Annotated in this window: 19 protein-coding genes; 10 read left to right on the top strand and 9 right to left on the bottom strand. The window is 70.6% G+C overall.

The window, feature by feature from the left end:
* The first annotated feature begins 133 nt into the window (after positions 1-133).
* Positions 134-1,651: a glutamyl-tRNA reductase gene (locus ACT3SQ_RS03495; RefSeq protein WP_444600830.1), complete on the top strand. Its 1,518-nt coding sequence runs from the start codon at positions 134-136 to the stop codon at positions 1,649-1,651.
* Here the strand turns inward: ACT3SQ_RS03495 and ACT3SQ_RS03490 are convergent, their stop codons facing one another.
* Positions 1,652-2,491: a Crp/Fnr family transcriptional regulator gene (locus ACT3SQ_RS03490; protein ID WP_441443654.1), complete on the bottom strand. Its 840-nt coding sequence runs from the start codon at positions 2,489-2,491 to the stop codon at positions 1,652-1,654.
* 262 nt (positions 2,492-2,753) lie between these two features.
* On the opposite strand from ACT3SQ_RS03490, the gene ACT3SQ_RS03485 reads away from it, so the two are divergent.
* From ACT3SQ_RS03485 to ACT3SQ_RS03460, 6 genes are all read left to right on the top strand, one after another.
* Entirely contained in the window at positions 2,754-5,186 is a 2,433-nt protein-coding gene (locus ACT3SQ_RS03485; protein ID WP_441443655.1) for a nitric-oxide reductase large subunit, read from the top strand.
* Complete coding sequence (locus ACT3SQ_RS03480; RefSeq protein WP_299299390.1) at positions 5,183-5,884, top strand: hypothetical protein; 702 nt, start codon at positions 5,183-5,185, stop codon at positions 5,882-5,884. The genes ACT3SQ_RS03485 and ACT3SQ_RS03480 overlap by 4 nt, the downstream gene beginning before the upstream one ends.
* Entirely contained in the window at positions 5,877-6,740 is an 864-nt protein-coding gene (locus tag ACT3SQ_RS03475; RefSeq protein WP_299299388.1) for a slipin family protein, read from the top strand. The genes ACT3SQ_RS03480 and ACT3SQ_RS03475 overlap by 8 nt, the downstream gene beginning before the upstream one ends.
* Positions 6,737-7,117, top strand: coding sequence for a hypothetical protein (locus tag ACT3SQ_RS03470; RefSeq protein WP_441443656.1), 381 nt, complete (start codon positions 6,737-6,739; stop codon positions 7,115-7,117). Before ACT3SQ_RS03475 ends, ACT3SQ_RS03470 begins: the two co-directional genes overlap by 4 nt.
* A 164-nt stretch (positions 7,118-7,281) precedes the next feature.
* The gene (locus ACT3SQ_RS03465) at positions 7,282-7,623 is read left to right on the top strand and encodes a hypothetical protein (RefSeq protein ID WP_441443657.1); all 342 of its coding nucleotides are present in this window, start codon (positions 7,282-7,284) and stop codon (positions 7,621-7,623) included.
* The gene (locus ACT3SQ_RS03460) at positions 7,620-7,820 is read left to right on the top strand and encodes a hypothetical protein (RefSeq protein WP_299299382.1); all 201 of its coding nucleotides are present in this window, start codon (positions 7,620-7,622) and stop codon (positions 7,818-7,820) included. The genes ACT3SQ_RS03465 and ACT3SQ_RS03460 overlap by 4 nt, the downstream gene beginning before the upstream one ends.
* Before the next feature lie 97 nt (positions 7,821-7,917).
* Here the strand turns inward: ACT3SQ_RS03460 and ACT3SQ_RS03455 are convergent, their stop codons facing one another.
* Positions 7,918-8,316: a hypothetical protein gene (locus ACT3SQ_RS03455; protein WP_441443658.1), complete on the bottom strand. Its 399-nt coding sequence runs from the start codon at positions 8,314-8,316 to the stop codon at positions 7,918-7,920.
* Between the two features lie 123 nt (positions 8,317-8,439).
* Between ACT3SQ_RS03455 and ACT3SQ_RS03450 the strand changes: the two genes are divergently transcribed.
* Positions 8,440-8,736, top strand: a complete 297-nt coding sequence (locus ACT3SQ_RS03450; RefSeq protein ID WP_299299378.1) for a hypothetical protein — start codon at positions 8,440-8,442, stop codon at positions 8,734-8,736.
* Between the two features lie 13 nt (positions 8,737-8,749).
* On the opposite strand, the gene ACT3SQ_RS03445 is transcribed toward ACT3SQ_RS03450, so the two are convergent.
* The 5 genes from ACT3SQ_RS03445 to ACT3SQ_RS03425 all read right to left on the bottom strand — a co-directional run bounded on the left by ACT3SQ_RS03445 (position 8,750) and on the right by ACT3SQ_RS03425 (position 18,114).
* On the bottom strand, positions 8,750-10,909 hold the full coding sequence (locus ACT3SQ_RS03445) for an acyltransferase family protein (protein WP_441443659.1): 2,160 nt from the start codon (positions 10,907-10,909) through the stop codon (positions 8,750-8,752).
* A gap of 17 nt (positions 10,910-10,926) precedes the next feature.
* Positions 10,927-12,300 (bottom strand): M18 family aminopeptidase, encoded by a 1,374-nt coding sequence (locus ACT3SQ_RS03440; RefSeq protein ID WP_441443660.1) that lies wholly within the window; start codon positions 12,298-12,300, stop codon positions 10,927-10,929.
* Positions 12,297-14,324 carry a DUF6541 family protein gene (locus tag ACT3SQ_RS03435; protein ID WP_441443661.1) on the bottom strand — a complete coding sequence of 676 codons (2,028 nt, stop codon included), beginning with the start codon at positions 14,322-14,324 and terminating at the stop codon, positions 12,297-12,299. The genes ACT3SQ_RS03440 and ACT3SQ_RS03435 overlap by 4 nt, the downstream gene beginning before the upstream one ends.
* Positions 14,325-14,450: 126 nt before the next feature.
* The gene (locus ACT3SQ_RS03430) at positions 14,451-17,006 is read right to left on the bottom strand and encodes an acyltransferase family protein (protein WP_444502207.1); all 2,556 of its coding nucleotides are present in this window, start codon (positions 17,004-17,006) and stop codon (positions 14,451-14,453) included.
* A gap of 106 nt (positions 17,007-17,112) precedes the next feature.
* Complete coding sequence (locus ACT3SQ_RS03425; protein WP_442331771.1) at positions 17,113-18,114, bottom strand: hypothetical protein; 1,002 nt, start codon at positions 18,112-18,114, stop codon at positions 17,113-17,115.
* Between the two features lie 189 nt (positions 18,115-18,303).
* Here ACT3SQ_RS03425 and tgt point away from each other — a divergent pair, with 189 nt between their 5' ends.
* Both tgt and ACT3SQ_RS03415 read left to right on the top strand, forming a co-directional pair.
* Positions 18,304-19,614: a tRNA guanosine(34) transglycosylase Tgt gene (gene tgt / locus ACT3SQ_RS03420; RefSeq protein WP_442331786.1), complete on the top strand. Its 1,311-nt coding sequence runs from the start codon at positions 18,304-18,306 to the stop codon at positions 19,612-19,614.
* Positions 19,615-19,621: 7 nt separating this feature from the next.
* On the top strand, positions 19,622-21,376 hold the full coding sequence (locus tag ACT3SQ_RS03415) for a PQQ-binding-like beta-propeller repeat protein (RefSeq protein WP_444502206.1): 1,755 nt from the start codon (positions 19,622-19,624) through the stop codon (positions 21,374-21,376).
* A gap of 120 nt (positions 21,377-21,496) precedes the next feature.
* Here the strand turns inward: ACT3SQ_RS03415 and ACT3SQ_RS03410 are convergent, their stop codons facing one another.
* Both ACT3SQ_RS03410 and ACT3SQ_RS03405 read right to left on the bottom strand, forming a co-directional pair.
* Positions 21,497-22,201 carry a hypothetical protein gene (locus ACT3SQ_RS03410; RefSeq protein WP_442331772.1) on the bottom strand — a complete coding sequence of 235 codons (705 nt, stop codon included), beginning with the start codon at positions 22,199-22,201 and terminating at the stop codon, positions 21,497-21,499.
* A 167-nt stretch (positions 22,202-22,368) separates the two neighbouring features.
* A complete protein-coding gene (locus tag ACT3SQ_RS03405; protein ID WP_442331773.1) occupies positions 22,369-23,106 on the bottom strand; it encodes a hypothetical protein in 738 nt (245 codons plus the stop codon).
* Between the last annotated feature and the right edge of the window lie 9 nt (positions 23,107-23,115).

Raw genomic sequence — 23,115 nt, 5'->3', positions numbered from 1 at the left:
GATCTGACGCGCTGTCGCCAAAAAGGTGCTCTGACGTAGGGTTCTTGTTCATGGCGACACCATTGTGCACAGGTTCGATGACGGAGTTCCCAGGGATCGGAACATCGCCCCGAAGATGCCTAGACTGGCGATCATGCTCGCTGCCCTCCGCGCTTCCCACGAGCACCTCGACCTCGGGGTGCTCGATGCCCTGACCCGTGGCGCGGACGCCCTCCCGGCCGTGATCCAGGAGCTCCAGCGCGAGCGCGCCGCCGTCACCGGCGAGCCCCCGGTGGTCGCGGGCGAAGTGGTGGTCAGCACCTGCAACCGGCTCGAGGTCTACCTCGACACCGACCGCTTCCACGAGGGCGTGGACCTGGTCCTCGACGCGGTGGTCCGCACCAGCGGGATGGACCGCGAGGTGGTCTCCCTCTGCTTCGACGCGGCGATGGACACCCCCGTCCCCCAGCACCTCTACGAGGTCACCTCCGGGCTGCGCTCCCTGGTGATCGGCGAAGCGGAGATCGGCGGACAGGTGCGGCAGTCCTACGAAGCTGCCCGCCGCGAAGGCCGCACCACCTCGATGCTCCACGACCTCTTCCAGCACGGCTTCCGCTGCGCGAAGGCCGTGGCCACCCAGGCGCCGGTGGGCGCCGCAGGCCGCAGCGGCGCAGCGGTCGCGGTGGATCGGGCCGACGTCGAGCTGGGCGGCTTCACCGGCCGCAGCGTGCTGATCGTCGGCACCGGCGCCTACGCCCGGCTGGGGCTCGCCGAGCTGGCGCGCCGCGGGGTGCAGGACGTGCGCGTGTTCTCCCCCTCGGGACGTGCTGCCGGCTTCGCCGAACGGCACGGCGTCGAGACCGTGGACGAGACGCAGCTCGAGCGCGCGATCCGCGAGGCCGATCTGGTGCTGGCCTGCTCCGGCCGCGGCACCTCCCTGTTCCCCGAGCTGTTCCTGAATGCCGGGCGCACCGTCGTGCTCGACCTCGCCCTCCACTCCGACCTGCACCCGCTGGTGGGCCACCTCAAGGGGGTCACGGTGCTCGGGCTCGCAGATCTCCGGCTCGACACCGAGGCCGAGACCGACCCGGCGCTGCTCACCGCCCGCACCATCGTCGCCGAGAACGTCGAGGCCTTCCGCACCCAGCAGGAGGTGCGCCGGATCGATCCCGCGATGGCCGCGCTGCGACGCGAGGTGTTCGATGCGGCCGACGGGGAGATCGACCGGCTGCGCCGGGACGTCTCCGGCGAGACTGCGGACCAGCTCGAGCGGTCCGTGCGCCGGATCCTCTCCAAGGTCATGCACCAGCCCGCCGAACGTGCCCGCCACCTCGCGGAGACCGGCTACGCAGATGCCTACGTCGAGGCCTTCCACACCATCTTCGGGATCGACATCTCCGCGGGCGGGAGCTCGACCGGGGGCGCGGGCCTCGACGCGTCGGGGGCCGACGGCGGTGGCTCCGAGCTGGAGCCCGTGCCGGCCGGCTGGATGCGGGTGGACCGCACTCTGCCGCCGTTCTCGACGGCGCCGACGGGAAGCGGGGAGGGATCCGGCGCCGAGGTCCCGACCGAGCTCTCCTCGGCGACGATCGCGCGCGTCGCGCTGCGCGACGGGGAGTGTCCGGTGGGCTTCGGGCCGGCGGCGACCGGCCGGATCAGCTCCGGGGACTGATCAGTCCGGGGTCGGGGCTGCTCCTGGGCGCGTCGCCGGGGCCATCTCCTGCGAGGCGAGGGCACGGAGACGGCGATGGTCGAGGATCTCCGTCCAACGGCGCCCCGAGTCGATGACGCCGTCCTTGCGCAGCCCGCTCATCACCCGTGAGACCGAGGCGGTGGTGGATCCGGTGATGCTGGCGAGATCGGCGCGGGAGAGCGGGATCTCGATGAGGGTGCCCGTCGCCCCGGGTTCCCCGAACTTCTCGGCCAGCCACAGGAGCACCGCCGCGACCCGCTCCGCGACCGTCGCCGTGGACTGCTTCGTCACCGACGACCTGGCCAGCGCCAGCTGGATCGAGACGGCATGGAGCACGCGCAGGGCGACCCGTGGCTGCTGCGTCAGGATCTCGCGGAACTCCCTGGTCCCGATCTGCAGCGCGCAGACGTTCGTCAGCGCCTGGACCGTCTCGGTGTGCTGTGACCGCCCCAGGATCTCCAGGTCGCCGAACAGGTCGCCGGGCGCGAGGAAGTCGACGACCACGTCGTGCCCGTCTGCCGTGGAGCGGAACGCCTTCGCCCGGCCCGACGCGAGGATGTACAGGTGATCTGCGCGGTCCCCCGCCCGATAGAGGGGGGCGTCCTCGTCCCAGGTGTGCGCGATCATCTCCGCGTTGACAGCGGTGAGCTGATCCGCGGTGAGATCGCGGAACAGGTCGACGCCCTGCAGCACCTGCAGCCGCACGTCCTTTGAGCAGGCGTGGGGGCGAGCGGCGAGCGAAAGCAGCGGGATGCGGCGACGTCCCGTCGGGGCGTCGGGCGGGGACGGTCGAGTGCCGAGCTCTGGTGCGGTGTTCACGGTGGGGCCTCCACACCGCATGAGACCAGAGACGGCCGGAAGAATCCACTGCGGCCCACCGGAGCCCCGCATCCTCGTGCTGTGCGATCACCGAGGGCGATGCGGAAAATTGCTCCAGGACATGGACGGAATGCAGATTCTCTGTGCCGAAACTGCCCTATCCGAACAACCTTGACACTTCCTGGGAATAGTGGGTACTTTTCCTCACACCCGGTGACCTGCACCAGAGCAGGTTGCGTCCACAAAGAACGGTGAGCCAGGCGTGAGCGTGAAGAATCATCGTCCGCAGGACCAGGCATCCACGTCGGAGATCGCGATATCCAAGGGATGGGTGCAGGGCATCGCGCTGGTGCTCATCTTCGGATTCTTCGTGATGGGCGTTCTCGCGTACCGGACCTATACCCACTCGATGCCGCAGCCCCAGCAGGTGGTCAGCGAGGACGGGGACGTGGTCTATACGCACGAGGAGATCACCCGCGGCCAGAACGTGTTCCTGACCCGGGGCATCCAGCAGTACGGCTCGATCCTCGGCCATGGGGCCTACCTCGGACCCGACTACACGGCCGAGTACCTTCGCCTGAGCAGTGAGCACATCCATCAGCAGCTCGAGCAGCAGGGCGTGCAGGAGCCCGCGGCCGCCACTGCGGAGATGCAGCGCACCAACCGGTACGACGAGGAGTCAGGCGTCCTGGTGCTGACGGACGAGCAGATCAGCGCCTTCGAGGAGATCAAGGCGTACTACGGGGATTTCTTCGGCGAACCGTCCACCGCCCACGGGCTGATCCCGAACGCGATCACCGATCCGCAGGACATCCATGACCTCACCGCCTTCTACGCCTGGACGGCGTGGGCGAGCGCCGCGGAGCGACCCGGTCTGGACTACTCGTACACCAACAACTGGCCGGCCGAGCCCCGCGTCAACAACCATCCCACGGCGGACATCCTGGTGTGGTCGGCGATCTCCCTGGTCGCGCTGCTGGCAGGCCTCGGCATCCTGTTCGCCGTCTACGGCCGCTGGAGCAGCAACCTGGGCTGGAAGGGCAACGACACCGCGCGCCTGAAGTTCCTCCAGCCCGGTGAAGTGGGGATCACGAAGGCTCAGCGTTCCACTGCCTGGTTCTTCCTCGTGGTCGCCCTGCTGTTCCTCATCCAGGCCACCGTGGGCGCGTCCGTCGAGCACTATCGGGTCGAGATCCAGGGCTTCTTCGGCTTCGACCTCGCGCAGATCTTCCCGTTCAACCTCGCCCGGACGTGGCACGTGCAGCTCTCTCTGCTGTGGACGGCCGCCACCTTCCTGGCCGCCGCGATCTTCCTCGCCCCGATCATCGCGGGCAGGGAGCCGCGTGGTCAGCACCTGCTGTCCTACGGCCTGCTGGGCGCCCTCGCGCTCGTCGTGGTCGGCATGTTCGGCGGCACCGCCATCAGCATCTACGGCCCGGACTGGGCAGCGGATTCGGCGTTCTTCTCCCAGCAGTGGGAGTACTTGGATCTGCCCCGCGCCTTCCAGGTGCTCCTGGTGATCGGGCTGTTCCTGTGGTTCCTGATCATCATCCGCGCGATCCGTTCGCGGCTGCGGACCGAGTCGAAGTTCAACATGCCGTGGCTGTTCGCCTACGCGGCGCTCGCGATCCCCGCCTTCTACGCGGTGGGCCTCCTGGCGACGAACGAGACGCACCTGACGGTGGCCGAGTTCTGGCGGTTCTGGGTGGTGCACCTGTGGGTCGAGGACTTCCTCGAGCTGTTCACCACGGTGATGGTGGCCTACCTCTTCGTGATGCTGGGCGTGGTGCGCCGCAAGATCGCCATCCAGATCATCCTGCTCGACGTCATCCTCTACTCCTCGGGCGGGGTCATCGGCACCATGCACCACCTGTACTTCTCCGGGACCCCGGTCGAGCACATGGCGCTCGGCGCGGTCTTCTCCGCCCTGGAGGTGATCCCGCTGACGTTCCTGACGGTCGAGGCCTGGACGTTCCTGCAGCTCGGATCGCGCCAGGAGTCCCGCTCCAGCGCGCCCTTCCCGCACCGGTGGGCGGTCATGTTCCTGGTCGCCGTCGGCTTCTGGAACTTCCTCGGCGCGGGTGTCTTCGGCTTCCTGGTGAACCTGCCCGTGGTGTCCTACTACCAGATCGGCACCTCCCTGACCGCGAACCATGCGCACGGCTCCATGATGGGCGTGTACGGGATGCTGGCCGTCGGCCTGGCGCTGTTCGCGCTGCGCTACATCATCCCGCCGGAGAAGTGGCCCGATCGCCTGGCCAAGCTCTCCTTCTGGTCGCTCAACATCGGGCTCGCGTGGATGATGTTCGCGACCCTGCTGCCGCTGGGCGTGCTGCAGCTGTGGGCCTCCGTCAACGAGGGGTACTTCGAGGCCCGTACGCTGGGCTACCTCACCCAGCCGGGCAACGTGGCCCTGGAGTGGATGCGCATGCCCGGCGATGTGCTGTTCCTGGTCGGAGGTGTCCTCCCCTTCGTGTACATCACCTGGCTCGGGGTGCGCTACGGCGTGAAGGCGACGGTCACGCGGATGGAGCCGGAGACACTGTTCGTCGAGGAGCACCCGGAAGCTCGCGAGGACCGCACGGGCCGCGCCGAGGCACCGGCCACGGCCGCCGTGACCGCCACGGACGCCCTGCCGCCCAGCAGGTACGCCTCCGACCGCCGCCGACCGAACGAGGAGGGGCCCGCATCATGAGCGCCATCGAGCCCGCCGCGTGGCTCTCCGCCGGCTATGCCGTGGCCCTGCTGCTGATCGCCTACGGCATCGACCTGCTGGCCAAGCGCGCCCATGTCGCGAATGACGATCAGCAGACCCGCGGCTTCGTGTATCACGACGATCACGATGCCTGGCTGTGTCCCGAGGACCAGTGGCTGTGGCCCCAGTCGTTCGATCCCGAGAACCGCGTGATGCGCTATCGCGGCAGCCCTGCGGTCTGCAACTCCTGCCCGGTCAAGGACAGCTGCACCTCGTCGGACGATGGTCGTGAGCTGGGGCAGACGGTCGATGCGTGGCCGTCCTCGGAATCCGCCCGATTCCATCGCGGGATCGCGTGCGCCGTGACCGTGCTCGCCGTGTCGTGGCCGGTGGTCGCCTCCTTCACGGTCGAGCACTGGGCCGGTCAAGTGATGCTGCTGGCCACCGCCCTCGTGATCGCGATCGCCGGGCTGCCGCTGTGGTCGCATCTGCGCCGCACCCCCGTGGACCCCGACGGCGTGCTGTTCAAGTCGCTGGACGAGAACCTGGACGATCGGGCCCTGGCGTTCGAGAACCTCGAGCGCCGCCGCACCAGCTACGCCTCTGATCGACGGACCGCCATGGACTCTCCGGTGCCGCTGCTCCTCGGGCGGACCCGCTACGCCTCCGACCGAAGGGACGCCGACGAGAATGCCTAGCCAGATGCTCATCGCGATCGTGGTGATCGCCCTCCTGCTCGTGCTGGTCATCGTCTCGCTGAAGGTGGTGCGCGAGTACGAGCGGCTGGTCGTCTTCCGCCTGGGCCGTCTGCGCGGCCCGCTCGGCCCGGGCCTCGTGCTCATGCTGCCGTTCCTGGACCGCTCGGTGCGGGTGGATCAGCGCGTGGTCACGTTGACCATCCCGCCGCAGGAGGTCATCACGCGCGACAACGTCACCGCCCGTGTGAACGCCGTGGTGATGTTCAGGGTGGCCGACCCGGTGCGCTCGGTGATGGAGGTGGAGAACCACGCGGTCGCCACCTCCCAGTTCGCCCAGACCACCCTCCGCTCCGTGGTGGGTCGCGCGGACCTGGACACGCTCCTGGCCCACCGCGCGGACCTCAACGAGGACCTCCAGCAATCCATCGCCCGCCAGGCCGTGCCATGGGGCGTGGACGTCTCGGTGGTGGAGATCAAGGATGTGGAGATCCCGGAGATGATGCAGCGGGCGATGGCCCGCCAGGCGGAGGCCGAGCGTGAGCGACGGGCCAAGGTGATCAGCGCCCATGGCGAGCTCGAGGCGTCGGAGGAGCTGCGCGACGCGGCGAAGACCCTCAGCGAGGCCCCCGCCGCGCTGCAGCTGCGCTACCTGCAGACCCTGCTCGAGCTGGGGGCTGACCAGAACTCCACCGTGGTCTTCCCGCTGCCGATGGACATCGTCGGGCCCCTGATGGGTGCGCTGGACAACTTCTCCTCTCGCGACGATGCTCGTCGTGAGCCGACAGCGACCCCGGCCCCGGCCGAACAGCACGGACTGGCCGTTGTCGACGACCGCGCAGAAGGGCGATCAGGATGAACGACATCGAACCCGACGGTGGACCGAGCGCTGAAACCGCCACCGCAGCTGGAACCGGAGCCGTCTCCGCCACCGGCCCCGAGGCCGTCCATGACGATGCTGCTGCACCCCCCGGCCGTCGCGTGCGCCTCGTGCCCACCCCGCCAGGCTTCTGGTGGGTGCTGCTGGGAGCCATCGTGACGCTGCTCGGCCCGTTCTTCGGCATCCTCATCGGCAGCACCGTCGGCAGCCACGACACCGCCGGCCGGATGGATCCGCTGTACTGGGGATTCTTCCTCGGTGGCCTCGTCGGAGTCCTGGGCCTGCTGGCGGGTGCCTTCGGCGTCATGAGGCTGATGCGCCGCTCACGGTCGAGCACCAGGCAGGAGGGCCCGTGAGCATGTCCCGCACGCAGCCGGCGGCCGTCGCCGAGCCCTGCGCCGCCGAACCCTGTCCGGCCGTCGCCGAATCCTGCCCGGCCGTCGCCGAACCCAGGCCGGATGGTCCCGCACCGGCTCCCGGCAGCAGCGGTTTCCGATCGGACCGGGCCGCAGACCGAGTGATGCGCCGTGCCCTCCGGATCCCGGACATCGATCTGAGGTCCGGGGGGGCCGCACACCAGGCCTTCCGGATCTCCGTCATCATCTCGGCCCTGCGCTGTGTCATCACCTACGTGCTGATCCCGGTGCTGGTACCGATCTTGAGCCTTGCCGGCTGGGTCGCCGCTCCGGTAGGGATCGTGCTGTGCGCGATCGCCGCGGTGAACGGCGTGATCAGCGTGCGCCGTTTCTGGCGCGCCGATCACCCGCACCGATGGACCTACACCGCCTTCATCGGGGTCGTGTTCGCGATCCTGACCATCTCCGTGATCACAGAACTGAGCCGATGGGGAGTCCTGCCGTGAGCACCGCACACAACTCGAGAACCGTTCCCTCCAGAACCGACGCAGCCCATGACGAGACCCTGCGCAGCACTCCACCGACCACCGAGGGGTGGACCCCCGAGGACAGAGCGCCGAGCGCGGCCGAGAACAACTTCATGAGCTTCGCCCTGTTCAGCGTCCTCATCCTCTTCGGGATCGGCTGCTTCGTCCTCCTCTGAGAGCACGCACCCGTCGTGGTGAACAGAGCCTGGACGCGCGACGATCGACGGTCGCGTCGACGCCGGGGTGACCCGTCCGATCGGGGCCGAGGACCGATCAGCCCCGGCGTCTGAACAGCCCGCGCCAGCCGCGGCGCGCGGAGGCGTCCGCACGGCGGCGCTCCTGGTCGGGCCCGTGCTCCTCCTCGGGCCCGGAGTGGTCCTCGGGCTCGAGCCTCAAGCCGTCCTCGTCGACCCAGACATCGGTCCAGCCGATGTCGGACTCATCGCGAGGGCTGTACTCGCGACGCGGGCCCAGCACCTCTCGGACGTCCTCGAGGTCGATCTCGGCAGGGGCCCGGACCTCTTCGCCGCGATGCGGCACCGGGCAGGTCCAGAAGTACGGACATCCGGGACAGCCGGCGGTCTCCTCGTCGGGAGCCGCCTCGCGCTGCATCTGGACGCCGTCCATCTGCTGCAGCATGCGCAGGCGCGACTCGAACGGATTGATCTCCATGGCCTGCTCAGCGTACTGCGCCGAGCGGCAGCGGCGCCGCACGGCCAGGCCGGCCCGGCGTAGGATCGAGGGTGAGGCGCCGCCCACCGCGTCACCTCACCGCGCCGTTCCCAGGAGACCCCGATGAGCACCCCGCAGCAGCGCGTCCACGACGCCACCCGCCGTCTGCTCGATCTGCTCGAGCACGGGGAATCCCTCACCCCGGAAGCGATCGAGCTGCGCGCCGAGCTCGCGGAGGCCACCGCTGAAGCCGGCCATCTGGACGATGCGTACTACCAGGTCGAGGAGCTGCTCAAGGACGCCCAGCGCCACCACGGTCCCGACCACGAGGCCGTCACCCGGTCACGGGCAGCGGTCGAGGCGGTCCGGGAGATCGGGATGCGCGCAGTCGGCATGGGCGACTCCGCCGCCCAGGGCTGACCGGCCCTCCGCCTCACCAGCTGAAGCCCGCCTCGCGGAGCCGCACGTCGACCTCGTCCTGCATCGACGCGGCATAGGTGCTGGTGATGTGGTCGGCATCCAGGGACACCACCACGTTCCCGATCACCGGCGTGCATTCATCCTCAGGACACACCAGGTCGTTGACCTCGAGGGGGAAGACCCTCTCGCCCTGTTGGGTGAGCACGGGGGCATCGGGCCGCCCGGCGGTCAGGGCCTCGGGGATCGGGGGTGCGCAGGCGGGGGAATCCTCTCCCCGCTCGCGGACGCAGTCGGCCTGGTTCAGCGGCAGTCTGGGCAGGTCCCGCACCGCGATCACGTCCGTCCCGGCGGCGGTGAGCTCCGGGAGCGTGACCTCCAGGCCGGGCGCGACCACCTCTGTGCGCTCCGGGGTCAGGAAGGTGGAGTTCAGGACGACCGCATCAGGAGCGACCCGGTCGATGTAGGTATGCGCCTTGGCGCTCCAGGCGTCGCACTCGGGGGAGACCTGCGCGTCCGGGGCGTAGAGGCAGCCGCCCTTCCACAGCGTGATCAGGGTCCAGCCGTTCTCCTTGGCGAGCGGGATGAGGGAGCCGGTGAACTGCTCCATCCGTGAGTTGCCGACGCTGATCAGCACCTTGCCGTCCGGAGCGCCGGGGACGACGCCGCAGTCCTTGGGCAGCGGCTCGATGTCCGGCTGGGGAGCCAGTTCGCCGGTGCAGCCCTCTTCGCCCTTGGCCCAGTCCTTCGGGAGCAGGGCCTCAGAGGGCAGCGGTGCGGCATCGGGGTCGGCATCGGGGTGCACGGTGAAGTCGGGGTTCAGCACCCGGGCCCCGGGATTGTCGGCCACGGCGCGGGCCTGTGCGTCGCGCTGGTCGGCCAGCAGGTGCTGCTGGGCGGCGATCACGGGCGTGAGCGCCAGGGCCAGGCAGGTCAGCGCCACGGCGCCGGCACGCCAGGGCTTGGCGCTCGCCCATGGCCAGCGTCGCACGGGGGTGTCGACCAGCCGGGTCAGCAGCCAGGCCAGGAGAAGGGAGAGCAGGATCAGCACCAGGCCGTCGAGCAGCCCGGCCCGTTCCTTGCCCGTCGTCGCGAGGTAGAGGATCAGCAGCGGCCAGTGGACGAGGTAGAGCCCGTAGGAGATGTCCCCGAGCACCACCGCGGGACGGATCGAGAGCACACGGTCCACGCTCAGCGGATGCCCGGTGGTGCCGGCGGCGAGCACCAGCGCGGCCGCGGCGAGCGGCCAGGCGGCGATCCAGCCCGGGAAGGCACCCTGGACGTCGATGAGCAGGCCGCAGGAGACCAGGCCGATGATCCCCGTCCAGGCCATGATCACGCGCACCGGCAGGGGGAGCGAGGAGGGGGAGCGGGCGCCCGCGCGGGTCGCGCGACGGCGTCCACGGCGCGGCACGCGTCGGGAGCGGCGCTCGGCCCGCTGCTCCCACCACGGCAGGGCGAGGCCCAGCAGGGAGCCGGCCGCGAACTCCCACAGCCGGGTGAAGGTGTCGAAGTAGGCGATCTCCTGCTGGGTCGAGGTCGAGACCACGGACCAGACGAAAGAGGCCACCAGCACCGCGCCGAAGAGGAGCGCGAGCACTCCGCGGGCGCGCAGGCGCAGCAGGCGCGCCAGGAGCACCGCGGCGGCGATCAGCAGCGGCCAGGCGAGGAACACCTGCCCCTGGATCGACAGGGACCAGAAGTGCTGGAAAGCCGAGGGCACGGCTTCCTCCGCGGCGTAGTAGTCCACGCCCCGGGCGATGAACACCCAGTTCACGACGTGGAGGAGGGAGCCGATCGCGTCGGTGATCGAGGTCATCCAGCGATCGGGCGGCAGCACCAGGCGCACCCCGGCGAGGGTCGCGAGGACCACCACGGCCGTGGGCGGCAGGAGCCGCTTGAAGGTGCGCCCCCAGTACGCGAGCGGCGCCGTCGGACGACCTGCGTCCACGCGCCGCAGGAAGGTCCCCACCAGCAGGAAGGAGGAGAGGAAGAGGAAGACGTCGACGCCGCCGGAGACCCGGTCGAACCAGACGTGGTAGAGGACCACGAGGCCGATCGCGAGCCCACGCAGGCCGTGGAGCTCGGGGCGGAAGCGACCCGCGCCGGTGGTGGCGGGGGTCGGGGACGCGGAGGCGGCGGCGGGCGCGTCGACGGAGGAGGCTGCGGAGGTCACGGGTCGGGGGCGCTCCGTCAGCCGCGCAGGAATGCGGCGCACGCCTGCTGCAGCAGCAGCGGGTCGGCGGTCGCGCACATCTCTCGCGCGGAGTGCATCGAGAGCAGCGTGATGCCCACGTCGATCGTGGTCATCCCCAGCCGGGTCGCGGTGATCGGGCCGATCGTCGAGCCGCACGGCATCGCGTTGTTCGAGACGAAGTGCTGGTAGGGCACCCCGGCGCGCGCGCAGGCCGCGGCGAAGGCGGCGATCCCGACCGCGTCGGTCGCGTAGCGCTGCTGGGCGTTGATCTTGAGCATCGGCCCCCCGCCCAGCCGCGGGCGGGTCACGGGATCGTGGCGCTCGGGATAGTTCGGGTGGGCGGCGTGGCCGGCGTCGGCCGAGAGCACCATCGAGGACGCCAGCACCTGGCGGCGGCTCGACTCGTCCCCGCCGAGCGCCGCGTGCATCCGCACCAGCACATCCTCGAGGAACGGACCGGCGGCACCGGAGCGGGAGGCCGAGCCGACCTCCTCGTGGTCGTTGGCGACCATCAGCGCGATCGGGGCGGGCTCTGCGCCTGCGGGGCGGGCGTCCCCGCCGCCATGGACCGTGATCAGCGCCTGGAGCTCGGCGTGGACGGAGCTGAGGTTGTCCAGCCGTGCGGAGGCCAGGAACTCCTCGTGTGCGCCGAACAGCGCGGGCGCCTGGGCGTCCACGGTGAGCACGTCGAAGCCGACGATGTCCTCGGCGAGGAGCGGGTGCGTCGGCTCCCCGTCGGCGACCAGGTGCCCGGTGTCGTCGAGTGGTTGGGCGTGCGCGGCGAGAAGCACCCGCACGTCCACGTCGCCGATCCCCAGGATCGGCTGCATGTGCCGCTGAGGATCGAGCTGGAGACCGTCCTTGTTCACGGCCCTGTCCAGGTGCACCGCAAGCTGCGGCACCCGCAGCACCGGCGGGGTGGAGACCAGGGCGCGGCGACCATCGCGCAGCGTGAGCAGCCCGGCCAGGCGCAGCTCCCGGTCCAGCCAGGAGTTCAGCAGCGGGCCGCCGTAGACCTCGACCCCCACCTGGGAGAGGTTCTCGCGGCCCAGCTCGGGATTCGGCTTGAGCTTCAGGGCGGGGGAGTCGGTGTGGGAGCCGACGATCCGCCACGGCGTGGTCTCATCAGCCTGCTCCGGGGTGACCCAGGCGATCAGCGAGCCGTCGCGGATCACGTAGCGCGACTCGGCGACGTCCGCGGTCGACCAGTGCTCGGATTCCTGCAGCGGGGAGAAGCCCGCCGCGCGCAGCCGACGGGCGGCCTCCTGCACGGTGTGGAAGGAGGTGGGGGAGGCGGAGACGAACTCGCCCAGGTCGAGCGTCGTGGCCCGGGCGCGGGAGGAGGGTGCGGCGGCGGAGTAACGAGTCACGGGTTCATTGAACCATCGGTGCCCCGGCAGGGCAGCATGCGCAGCAGCCTCGCATCGCCCACCTGGAGCACGACCTCTGCAGAGCCGGTCTCGGAGATCTCGTTGAGGCCGGTGTAGGTGGCGGAGCGGCCGTGGATCTCCTGTGGGCCGAAGTCCAGGGCGTAGTCGACGTCCAGCTCTGCCGCGGCATCGCAGACCTCGGGATTCGTGCGCGCCTCATCGAGCTCGGCATTGAGCAGATGCACCTCGGGCTCCGCCTGGAAGCTCATGTAGGTGTTGAGCACCTGCCGATCGGAGATGGCGTACGCCAGGGAGCTGCCGTTCCAGGCGTTGGTCGCGATCACCGCGTCCTCGGGGACCACCTCGGGCAGGAGCTCGAGCAGCTCGCGCTCGTCGTCGCTGAGCAGCACGCCGGACTGCCAGTCCGGCATGAAGTAGCTGCGATTGACCTGCGAGGCGGGGGAGAGCACGCCCAGTGCCAGGACGAGCACCGCGGCGAGCGCGGCGACCAGGTGCCCGGGCGTCCCGGCGAACCGCGGGAAGCGGCGCCCGGCAAGGCGCTGGAGGCTCTCGATGCCGAGGGCGAGCACGGGGATCGCGGCGACGGCGATGATCGCGGTGACCCGATTGTTGTCCGTGTACCAGTTGCCGAGGAAGAGGTAGCGCAGATCGCCGACAGGGGTGCTGCGCGTGAGCACGGAGAACACCGCAGCCACGATCCAGGGCGCCAGCAGCCAGCGCGATCGGGACAGCAGCAGCACGGAGGCGGCGCAGGCGAGCATCACCAGGCCCAGCGGGAGGAAGGTGGGGGTGGCGTTGGGGGAGATGCTGATCGCCTGACCGATCGCCTCCTTCAGCGAGGAGTTCGGCTTCCACACCGCAGAGGACTCCACGGGCCGGAAGCGGATCCAGATGAATGCGGAGCCAGCCAGCGCCGCGACGGTGAGCAGCGTGAGCGGCCACAGCCGGGGACTGCCGAGTGTCGGTGATTTCCGCGAGACGATGCGGTCGTGTGCTCGGGCCAGGGTCCCCCAGACCAGGATCGGCAGGCCCAGCACCATGCCCACGAAGACGCCCTGGGGGTGGGCGAGTGCGATGGTGCCGCAGACCGCCGGCAGCAGAACGGCGAGCTGCGGGACGGTCAGCAGCTGCGGCGAGCGCGGGGCCAGGCCGGCGAGGTGGCTGATCAGGACCACCACCAGCGGCATGAAGGCCATCGCAAGGAAGTAGGGCAGCACGATGCCCCAGTGCATCAGTGTCAGCGGGAACGCGCCGGTGACGCCCGCGAGGATTCCCGCGGCCATCCAGCCGACAGGACCCGCGGTGGTGCAGGTGCGCATCAGGGTCATGAGCCCCACCGGCCACAGCACCACGGCGACCAGCAGCATCACCACATTGGAGGCGAGGATGATGTCCTGGCCGGAGACCTGCGTGACCAGGCTGACAGCCTGGTGCCAGACCGCCGGGTAGTAGACCTCGGTGCCCGGCAGTGCGGTCATCCCCCCGACCACCCAGGCGGAGCCGTCTCCGGCGCGCAGGATATGACGTACGGCGTTGAGGTGGAAGATGTTGTCGTAGGTCTGGCTGATGGCGTGGATCCCGCCCATCATCGGCAGCACGCGAGCCAGCAGGACGCCGCCGCCGATGACCAGGCCGATGAGGATCGCAGCGGCGTGGCCGCGGCGGGTCTCCAGGAAACGGGGTGCAGGCAGCCCGGGATCCCGAGAGTCGTGCTCGGAGGTGGAGTCGCCGCTCGTCGCTGCGGCGAGTGCCTGTCGGCGTCTGATCGGCCACAGGGCGGCGCCCAGCAGCAGCCCGAGCACGAGCGGTGAGGCGACCGTCCAGGGAATGCCGAGCAGATGACCGGCCTCCGCGGCGATCGTGATCATCAGCAGCGAGGCCGGCGCGACTGCGGCGACTGCAGTCAGCGGCCGCAGCCGCAGCGCGAGCACCGTCGGCAGGCCGGGAGCACCGAGGATCAGCAACGCCGCACCCAGGGTCGCGATGATCCTCAGGACGTCCACGTGGGGTGCACCTGCTTCCTTCTCGAGCGGGTACGAACGCCCCGGGGTCGGGCACATGCTAGTCCGCGCACCTGCCGCCGACGCTCGGGCTGGCCGATGTCCGGCCTGTCCATGTCCGCCCCCGCCTCAGACCTTCGCGGCCGCGAGCTCCTCAGTCACCGCGGGCGCCAGCGACTCCTCGACGAATAGCCTGGTCAGATGGTTGTCGTCCATGTAGACGTAGGTATCTCCGAGCACTGGCGAGCAGCGTCCGTCGGGGCAGATCTGCGGTGTGAGATCGAGCAGCGTCACCGTCGCGCCGGGGGTGCTGAGCGCCGTCAGCGGAGCGGCCGGGTTCTGGGGGGCGAGCTTGTCCTCGACGTCGGCGCCGCAGGCGGCATCGGCCGCGACCGGGGTGCCACCGCGATCGATCACCGCTTCGGCGCACTGGTACTGGTCCTGTCCCCAGCGCGGGGTGTCGCGGACGGCGATCACGTCGATGCCGCGGTCCAGGAGCGTCTGCAGCGCCCCGTCAGTGCCCTCGGGGAGGACCTCCTCGGTGCCGTCGTCGAAGGTCTGGGTGACGGTGGTGAGCACCACGTCGGGCTTGACGGCGTCGAGGTACTCCAGCACGTACGCGTCATACCCCGCGCAGTAGGGCCAGCGCTCGGTGCCTGCGAGGAAGCCGCAGCCGTCCATGGACAGGTTCACGACCTGCGCGTCCTGCGCAGTGGCGGTGGGCAGCACAGCGGGGATGAACTGGCGGGAGTGCGAGCTGCCGACCACCACGATGGTCTTGCTCGCCTCGGCGTCGCCCGGAAGCAGCTGCTGGCAGCGCACGTGGGCGAAGCCGCGCTCGGGTGCCCAGGGGCCGCCGCAGCGCTCGGGGAGGTCGGGCCACTGATTCCCGAGCTGCCAGCCGTAGGGCTGCACATCCGGCGGGGCCACGGTGGCGACCTCGTCGGTCGCGAGGCTCGGCCCCTCGGCCACCGGCGTCTGGGGCTGGTCGCGGTGCAGGAACATCCACCAACCGCCGGCCGCGCCGGCGACCAGCGCGAAGCTCAGGGCGATCGCGGTCAGCGCCCGCCAGGGCTTCGCCTCGAGCCAGCGGGAACGACGCACCGGTGCGTCCACCGCCCGGGTCACCAGCCAGGCCAGCAGCATGGAGCCGGTCAGCACCACCAGGCCGTCCAGGAGCCCGGCGCGCTCCTGCCCGCTGTGGTGCAGCCAGATCACCAGGATGGGCCAGTGCACGAGGTACAGCGCGTAGGAGATGTCGCCGATGAAGGCGGCAGGACGAGTGGACAGCACCGCATCCACTCCCCAGCGGCGGCCTGAATGTCCGGCGACGACCACCGCGCCCGCGGCGGCCAGCGGCCAGATCGCGATCCAGCCCGGGAAGATCGTCGAGACGTCCAGCAGCACACCGCAGGCCAGCAGTCCCGCGACGCCCAGCCAGCCGGTCAGTGCGCGCAGGGTCCGATGGCGAGGTGCCAGGCCGTCCTCCGGCCGCCGCGCCCCGGTGAGCCGGTCCAGCACCGGCAGGGCGAGGGCCAGCAGGGATCCTGCGGCGAACTCCCACAGCCGGGCCGCGGTGTCGAAGTAGGCGATCTGCTGCTGACTCTGGGTGGAGATGATGGACCAGGTCAGGGAGGCGGCCCCGATCAGCGCGATGATCGCGATCAGGGGGCGGCGCACCGGCTTTCCGGCTCGAGCACGCCGCGCCACCAGCAAAAACAGCAGCGGCCAGACTACGAAGGCCTGCCCCTGCACGCTGAGGGACCAGAAGTGCTGCAGCGGAGAGGCGGCGCCGGCGTCGCGGGCGTGGTAATCGACCTGCAGCAGCACCAGCAGGAGGTTCTGCACGTACGCCGCCGAGGCCACCGCCTCCTGCATGATCGTCTGCCACATCGAGGCGGGCAGGAAGGCGGCCGTCCCCGCGAGGACCAGCAGTATCGTCACTGCCGAGGGCGGCAGCAGCCGTTTGAAGGTGTGCAGCCAGTAGCGGGGCACGCCGAGCGGGCGGCCGTTCTCCAGCCGGCGCAAGAAGGTGCCGGTGAGGAAGAAGGCCGAGAGGAACAGGAAGACGTCCACTCCGCCCGAGACCCGGCCGAGCCAGATGTGGTAGACCGCGACCAGCCCGAGCGCCACCGCACGCAGGCCGTGCAGCTCGCGCCGGAAGGCGGGCCGGGAGTCGGAGGGAGCAGAGGGAGCGGTGGGCGAGGGCTCCGTGCCGGCTTCTGCGGCAGGGCCGACGGGGGAGGGCTGCGGGATGCGGGAGCGGCTCGCCTCGCCGCGCGGCCGCCAGGTCCCGGAGACGGAGTCGCTCGTGGACCAGGCGTCCTCCGCCTCCCGTTCGGCGTGCAGCTCGGCCGGGCCCTGCAGCCAGTCCCCGAGGGACGAGGTCGCCGAAGGCAGCGGACCCGCGATCCAGGCCGAAAGGTCCGAACGGGGGAGGGATGCGGCGTGTTCCGGTGCAGGAGGTGGCGCTGGTGCGCTGTCCGGCTCGATGCTCGGATCCTGCGTCCAGGCCTCGAGGGGCGCCGCGGCCGGCTCGTCCTCGAGATGGGCGGGCTGCTCCCAGGCGCTGGCTGCATCACGCTGCCGTGCCTGCTCATCGGCGTCGTGCGCAGGTGTGCCGCGCCCACCATGCCGAGGGTGCGGCGGATCGTTGGGCGAGCTGATCGCGATCCCCTTCCGCACGGCCGGTGGCCACCACTGCCGCGGACAGGCGGTTTCCCGATCCCGGCGCTGCGGTGGATCCTAGTGGATACGGCCGGAAGTGATCACGCCTCAGCTTTCTTGCGCCTCAGCTCCTGGGGATCTGCGAGCGCCGTGCCAGCAGCACGATCACCACCACCGACGTCGCCGCCAGCAGCAGGGTCCCGAGGACATCGACCATCCCGGCGACGGGGGTGAACCAGTCGCCGCCGGCCGCGGCCCCGCTCAGCATCTGGAATACGAAGGCGCGTATCAGCACGACGGTGAGCAGCTGCGTGACCCAGTAGGCGATGAACCCTGCCCAGAGGACCTTGCGCGTCCGTCCGGCGGTGAGCGCGAGCAGCAGACCCATCGTGAGGACGAGCAGCGCGGCCAGCAGCCCCTTCGCGACGGTGAGCAGCGAGTGGAGAGCCTGCAGGACCTCCCAGTCGAGGGCTGCCCACTGGGGGCCCAGGTTCTGCAGAGGCACGATCCCCGCGAGGAGCAGCGCCGTGATCAGCAGCACCACGGCGACCGGCACAGGGCCCACTGGGATTCGGTGGGTCTGTTCCGCCCGGTGCGGGCGCCTCAACAGCAACAGCGCGAGCATGCCGATGATGGCGGTGAGCAGCATCGTGCCGCCGCTGGTGAACAGGTTGCCGATCGCAGTGCGCAGGCCGTATCCGACGGCGGTGTCATCGCCCACCCCGAGCATCCGCAGGAACAGGGCCAGCAGCTGACCCGCCGGAAACACCAGCGCCGAGAGCACCAGCAGACCCAGCATGAGCAGTGGCTGACGCGAGAGGCGCCTTTCGTCAACGCGGGCGTTGCCGGAGGCGGCGAGGAGCCACAGCACCGAGGCGCTGAAAGCCAGGCTGACCGGGACCATGACCAGGTAGAAGCCCTGGACCACGTACTGCATGGCCTCGAACGGGCCCTGCAGAGGCAGGAGCAGCAGCTCGATCACACCGGTGAGGATCACTGCCCCGGCCAGCACTGTGACAGCGAGGGCGGGTTGGCGCAGCGGCGCCTCGGCACGCCCGCCAGTGCGGACCCCGACGGGCGGGGCACCTGGGGTGGGAGTGGACGGCACGGAAGCGGGCTGGGTCATCACAGATGTCCTGGAGTGAGAAGGCCTGGAGTGAGAAGGCGGGGTGCGGTCGATCCTAGAGCGATGGTGGCGCGGGGGCGGCCGATCGGGGACGCGGAGTCGGGAGCCGGGAGCTGTAAAGGGTCGTGGGATCATGGAGCGGTGACCTCTCCCAGTGCCGATCCGACTGCCGCGCCCATCCCTGCCGCGCTGAATCCGACCGCGTCGACCCCCGCCGCGTCGATATCCGCAGCGTCGATCCCCGCAGCGCCATTTCCCGCTGACAGCGGATTCGAGATCATCGCCCGCCACGGGGAGAAGGCGCGCGCCGGGGTGCTCACCACCCCGCACGGACAGATCCAGACCCCGGCCTTCATCCCGGTGGGCACCAAGGCCACGGTCAAAGCAGTGCTGCCGGAGTCGATGAGCGACCTGGGAGCGCAGGCACTGCTCGCGAACGCCTATCACCTCTACCTCCAGCCCGGCCACGACCTGGTCGACGAGGCCGGCGGCCTGGGCGCCTTCATGAACTGGCCCGGCCCCACCTACACCGACTCCGGCGGCTTCCAGGTGATGAGCCTCGGGGCCGGCTTCAAGAAGGTCCTCTCGAGCGAGTTCTCCGGCGGCGAGAAGGCCCGGACCTCCTCAGGGGAGGACGACGCGGTCGCCGAGGGCAAGGAGCGGCTCGCCCACGTCGACGACGACGGGGTCACCTTCCGCTCCTTCATCAATGGCGATGAGCATCGCTTCACCCCCGAGATCTCGATGCAGATCCAGCACGGGCTGGGGGCCGACATCATGTTCGCCTTCGATGAGCTGACAACGCTGATGAACTCCCGCGGCTACCAGGAGCAGGCGCTCGAGCGCACCCGGCTGTGGGCGATCCGCTGCCTCGCCGAGCACGCCCGCCTCACCGCGGAGCGCACCCACCGCCCCTACCAGCAGCTGTGGGGCGTGATCCAGGGCGCCCAGTACGAGGATCTGCGCCGCCAGGCCTCCCGCGATCTGGGAGCGATGGACGTGGAGGGTTGGTCCTTCGACGGCTTCGGCATCGGCGGGGCGCTCGAGAAGGAGAACCTGGGCACGATCGTGGGATGGGTGACCGATGAGCTTCCCGAGGCGAAGCCGCGCCACCTGCTGGGCATCAGCGAGGTCGATGACCTCTTCGTCGCGATCGCCGCGGGGGCCGACACCTTCGACTGCGTCTCCCCGTCCCGGGTGGCTCGCAACAGCGCCGTCTACACGCGCACCGGTCGGGTGAACCTCACCGGTGCGAAGTATCGCCGCCAGTTCGCCCCGATCGACGAGGGCTGCGACTGCTACACCTGCACCCACTACACCGCCGCCTACGTCCATCACCTGTTCCGGGCCAAGGAGATGCTCTCCTCGACCCTGTGCACGATCCACAACGAACGCTTCGTGGTGCGCCTGGTGGACCGGATCCGCGACTCCCTGCGCACCGGTGACTTCGACGCCCTGCGGGAGGAGACCACCGGCGCCTACTACGGCTCACCCCGGTGAGCGGCCGATGAGCGAGCAGTCGCCCTGGGCGCCGCAGCCTGACCCCGAAGTACCCGACCCCGAAGAGCCCGGCGCGCTGGCGGCCGGTGCCACGGCCACAGACGGCGCAGCGACAGACGAGGACCCGGGGGCAGACGGCGCCACCGGGACAGCTGACGCGGCGCCAGGCGAGCGCCCGGGCGCAGACGACGCCACGGGGACAGCTGGCGCGGCGCCAGGCGAGCGCCCGGAGATCGACACAGCGACAGCCCTCGGGGCTGCAGTGTTGCTGCTCGCCGTCGCGGGGATCTGTGCACTGCTCGGGGAGCACTTCCTGCTGGGCGTGCTGCGCCTGGCGGCGGGCGTCCTCGCCGGGCTGGGGGTCGGCGCGGCGCTGCTCGCCCTGGTCGGGAACCGCCTCCGACGCCGCTCGCGGGTCCTGCTCGCCGGTGGCGTGGCAGCGGCCCTGATGCTCGCCCTGACCGTCCCGGCCGTGCTTGCCACCCGGCTGGATCCGCTCTCGGAACAGGCCCTGGTCACCGCCGAGGCCGTCGCTGACGGCGACACCGTGCATTCCCTGCCGGAGCCCGGCACACCCGTGCTGGTGCGCCGAGCGGACGGTGGTGCCCAACTGCTGGACGGGACCGGATCTCGCAGCCTTGAGGCGCTCCCCGAGGACGTGCTCGCCCTCTCCGCCGACGGCACCCGACTGGTCCGCGCCACCGGGACCGGCACCGAGGTGATCCTGCTGGACCCCACGGCCTCCGCTCCGGACGGAGGCTTCCCCGCACAGACCTTCGAGGGCACCCCGCTCGCTCTGGCCGGCGACCTGCTCGTGCTGCGCCGCTGCACGGAGGGCACTTGCCGGCTCAGCGGCTATGACCTCACCGACCCCGCGGCTCCGCTGTGGACCCTCCTGGACGCCGAACAGACCCGCGGTGTCGATCCGCTCGGTGTGGAGGTGGCCGCCCGGCCCGACGCACAGCCTGGTCTGCTGGACGCTGCACGCGCCACGGGAGTGCTCCCGGCGGTGCCGCTGCGCTTCGATCCCGCCCAGGGCTGGGTCCAGCTCGACCCCGCCACGGGGTTCCCCGTCGGCCGCATCCTGGTGGCTCCCGAGGAGGACTGCCGCATCTCCGCGACCGGGCCGTCGCCGCATCCGCAGGACCCGCTGCGCGAGGTGCCGCTGGTGCTCGCCGTCTGCTCCGGAGAGGACGGTGCGCTGACCGCAACCGCCCACCAGGACGGCACGGTGCTGTGGGAGTCGGCGCCGTCCCCGGCTGGTGACTGGTCGGTGCGGATCGACCAGGGGAGGGTGCTGGCCACCGGCACCGAGGCGGGCACCGAGACCGCCGGAGAGATCGTCGCCTCCGAGCAGCGAGCGGAGTGGACCGCTCCCGGGGCCGAGGGTGTGGCCCAGGCAGAGGCGTTCACCTCCCGGATCGGCATCGATGGGCGAGCGATGGTCGTCGCCAACGCGAGCGGGCAGCTGGTCGCCTATGAGACCGCCACCGGGGCGAACATCTGGACCCTGCCGCTCAGCTCCCCGGACGCGACGGTGAGCGGACGTCTCTCGGCGGGCACCGCGGTGGTGCTGGACCCGGTGGCGCGCACGTCACCGCTGGACCCGCGCGGAGCGCAGCGGCTGCGAGTGATCGACACGGAGACCGGCGAGGTCACCGCCGAGGCGATCATCGACGGGGACGTCGGCCCCGTGCGCCCCGTCGGCGGCGGCAGAGCGCTGGTCACCGTGGACGGGGAGAGCCTGCGGTTCGGGTCCTGAACCCGGACCGTTGACCCGGTCCGTGGACACGGTTCGTGAACCCGAGCCCGGGCCCTGAACCCGAGCCCAGTCCGGAGCCCGCCCGCCGCAGCGACGTGACCGCCGCCGAGCTATCGACCCTCAGGCGGAGAGCTTCTTCGCCGCGGTGCTGTGGACGAAGAAGGAACCGAGCCCGATGATCGCGATGATGAGGAGGTTGCGCAGCACATCGACCGCCGCCGCGATGCGGTAGCCGTTGCCCGTGAGCTCGCCGGTATCAGCGTCGGCCATGCCGGACGCGAGGAGGACCACTGCCACGATCACGGTGACGATCCAGTAGAGGACGACGGACGCCGGGACCGCGACGGCAACCATGATCCCGCCGGTCCGGGCCTTGCCGCGACCCATCACCGCAGCGATGATCGCCAGGACGAACAGGATGAGGCCCACGGCGTGACTGGCAATGGTCAGCACGAGGGAGGTGAGCCCCGCACCGATTCCGAGCGCGCCCATCTCGCCACCGGCATCGGTGGCGGCGACCTCATCCGCTCCGATGAAGGAGGCCAGGTTGATGCCGAGGCGGATCAGCAGCAGCAGGGCCGTCCCGATCAGCAGGATCAGGCCGAGCAGCTTCACCCGGCGCCAGTTGACCCCGTCACCGGGCCCGAACTGCGGATCGGTGCCCATGCCGCCCTGGCCTGCGCTGCCCGGGTAGCCACCCGGCACCGGGGCGGGTGAGGCCTGACCCCACTGCGGCTGCTGCTCCCACTGCGGCTGCTGTCCTTGCTGCCCCCACTGGCCCTGCTGGCCCTGCTGGCCGAACTCCGGTCCGTATCCCTGAGTCATGCGTCTCTCCCTGCGCTGCGCCGGAGCATCGCCAGCCGGCGACCTCTCGTGGTGCGCACCAGCGTATCGGCAGGTGCGACGGCCAGAGCACCGCGGAGTGGCCGCACGTGAGACGCCCCGGACCTCTCAGAGATCCGGGGCGTCTGCCATGCGTGGAGCTGGAGCGGTCAGGCGTTCTGCTTCGCCCAGCGACGAGACATCAGGGCGCCGACGATCAGGACGGCGAAGACGATCAGCACTCGGATGATCTCGGCGACCAGATACACGAGGGACATCAGGCCCACTGTGGAGATGTCGGTCGACGTGGCGAGGACCGCGATGAGGATCACTCTGAGGATCCAGTACGCGATCACGGAGAGGATCACGGTGGCGATGATGATGATCGCGCCCGTCCGGCCACGGCCGGAGGCCTTGACGATCACCATCACGGCGAGGACCAGCAGAGCCAGGGTGACCAGGCCGTTCACCAGCAGGAGCAGGAGGCCCAGGAGGCCACCGGCACCCTCGAGGCCGGCCGAGCCCGAGGCGCCGCCGGCGAACTGGACGGCGAAGACGATCACGTTGCCGATCAGGCGCACCGCGATCACCGCGAGAGTCGCGTAGAACATCCACTGGATCAGCTTGGCGACCGTCGACGCCGGACCTGCCGAACCTGCCGGACTTGCGGAGCCGAAGGCACCCGGCGCTCCTGCTGCGCCGGGATAGCCCGCACCCGGGTAGGCGCCCGGCGCACCGGTGGGCGCTCCGGTGGGCGAGGCCTGTCCCCACTGCGGCGGCGCGGGCGGGGCCTGCTCGGGAGCCCCCCACTGCGGCTGCTGCTGAGGCTGCGGTGCGGGCGGCGGATTCTGCCCGGCCTGCCCCCACTGCCCCTGCTGTCCGTGGCCCGGTCCATACCCCTGAGTCATGCGTCTCCC

The organism is Brachybacterium sp. AOP42-C2-15 (assembly GCF_052377065.1).
Taxonomy (GTDB): Bacteria; Actinomycetota; Actinomycetes; order Actinomycetales; family Dermabacteraceae; genus Brachybacterium.
This window is presented reverse-complemented; position numbering and strand designations above follow the sequence as displayed.

Bases quoted from the DNA above. Each gene is read 5' to 3' on its own strand.
- ACT3SQ_RS03480 (WP_299299390.1), top strand. From the start codon at position 5,183: ATGAGCGCCATCGAGCCCGCCGCGTGGCTCTCCGCCGGCTATGCCGTG.
- ACT3SQ_RS03415 (WP_444502206.1), top strand. From the start codon at position 19,622: ATGAGCGAGCAGTCGCCCTGGGCGCCGCAGCCTGACCCCGAAGTACCC.
- ACT3SQ_RS03465 (WP_441443657.1), top strand. From the start codon at position 7,282: ATGCGCCGTGCCCTCCGGATCCCGGACATCGATCTGAGGTCCGGGGGG.
- ACT3SQ_RS03450 (WP_299299378.1), top strand. From the start codon at position 8,440: ATGAGCACCCCGCAGCAGCGCGTCCACGACGCCACCCGCCGTCTGCTC.
- ACT3SQ_RS03425 (WP_442331771.1), bottom strand. From the start codon at position 18,114: ATGACCCAGCCCGCTTCCGTGCCGTCCACTCCCACCCCAGGTGCCCCG.
- ACT3SQ_RS03455 (WP_441443658.1), bottom strand. From the start codon at position 8,316: ATGGAGATCAATCCGTTCGAGTCGCGCCTGCGCATGCTGCAGCAGATG.
- ACT3SQ_RS03405 (WP_442331773.1), bottom strand. From the start codon at position 23,106: ATGACTCAGGGGTATGGACCGGGCCACGGACAGCAGGGGCAGTGGGGG.
- ACT3SQ_RS03475 (WP_299299388.1), top strand. From the start codon at position 5,877: ATGCCTAGCCAGATGCTCATCGCGATCGTGGTGATCGCCCTCCTGCTC.
- ACT3SQ_RS03470 (WP_441443656.1), top strand. From the start codon at position 6,737: ATGAACGACATCGAACCCGACGGTGGACCGAGCGCTGAAACCGCCACC.
- ACT3SQ_RS03410 (WP_442331772.1), bottom strand. From the start codon at position 22,201: ATGACTCAGGGATACGGACCGGAGTTCGGCCAGCAGGGCCAGCAGGGC.
- ACT3SQ_RS03495 (WP_444600830.1), top strand. From the start codon at position 134: ATGCTCGCTGCCCTCCGCGCTTCCCACGAGCACCTCGACCTCGGGGTG.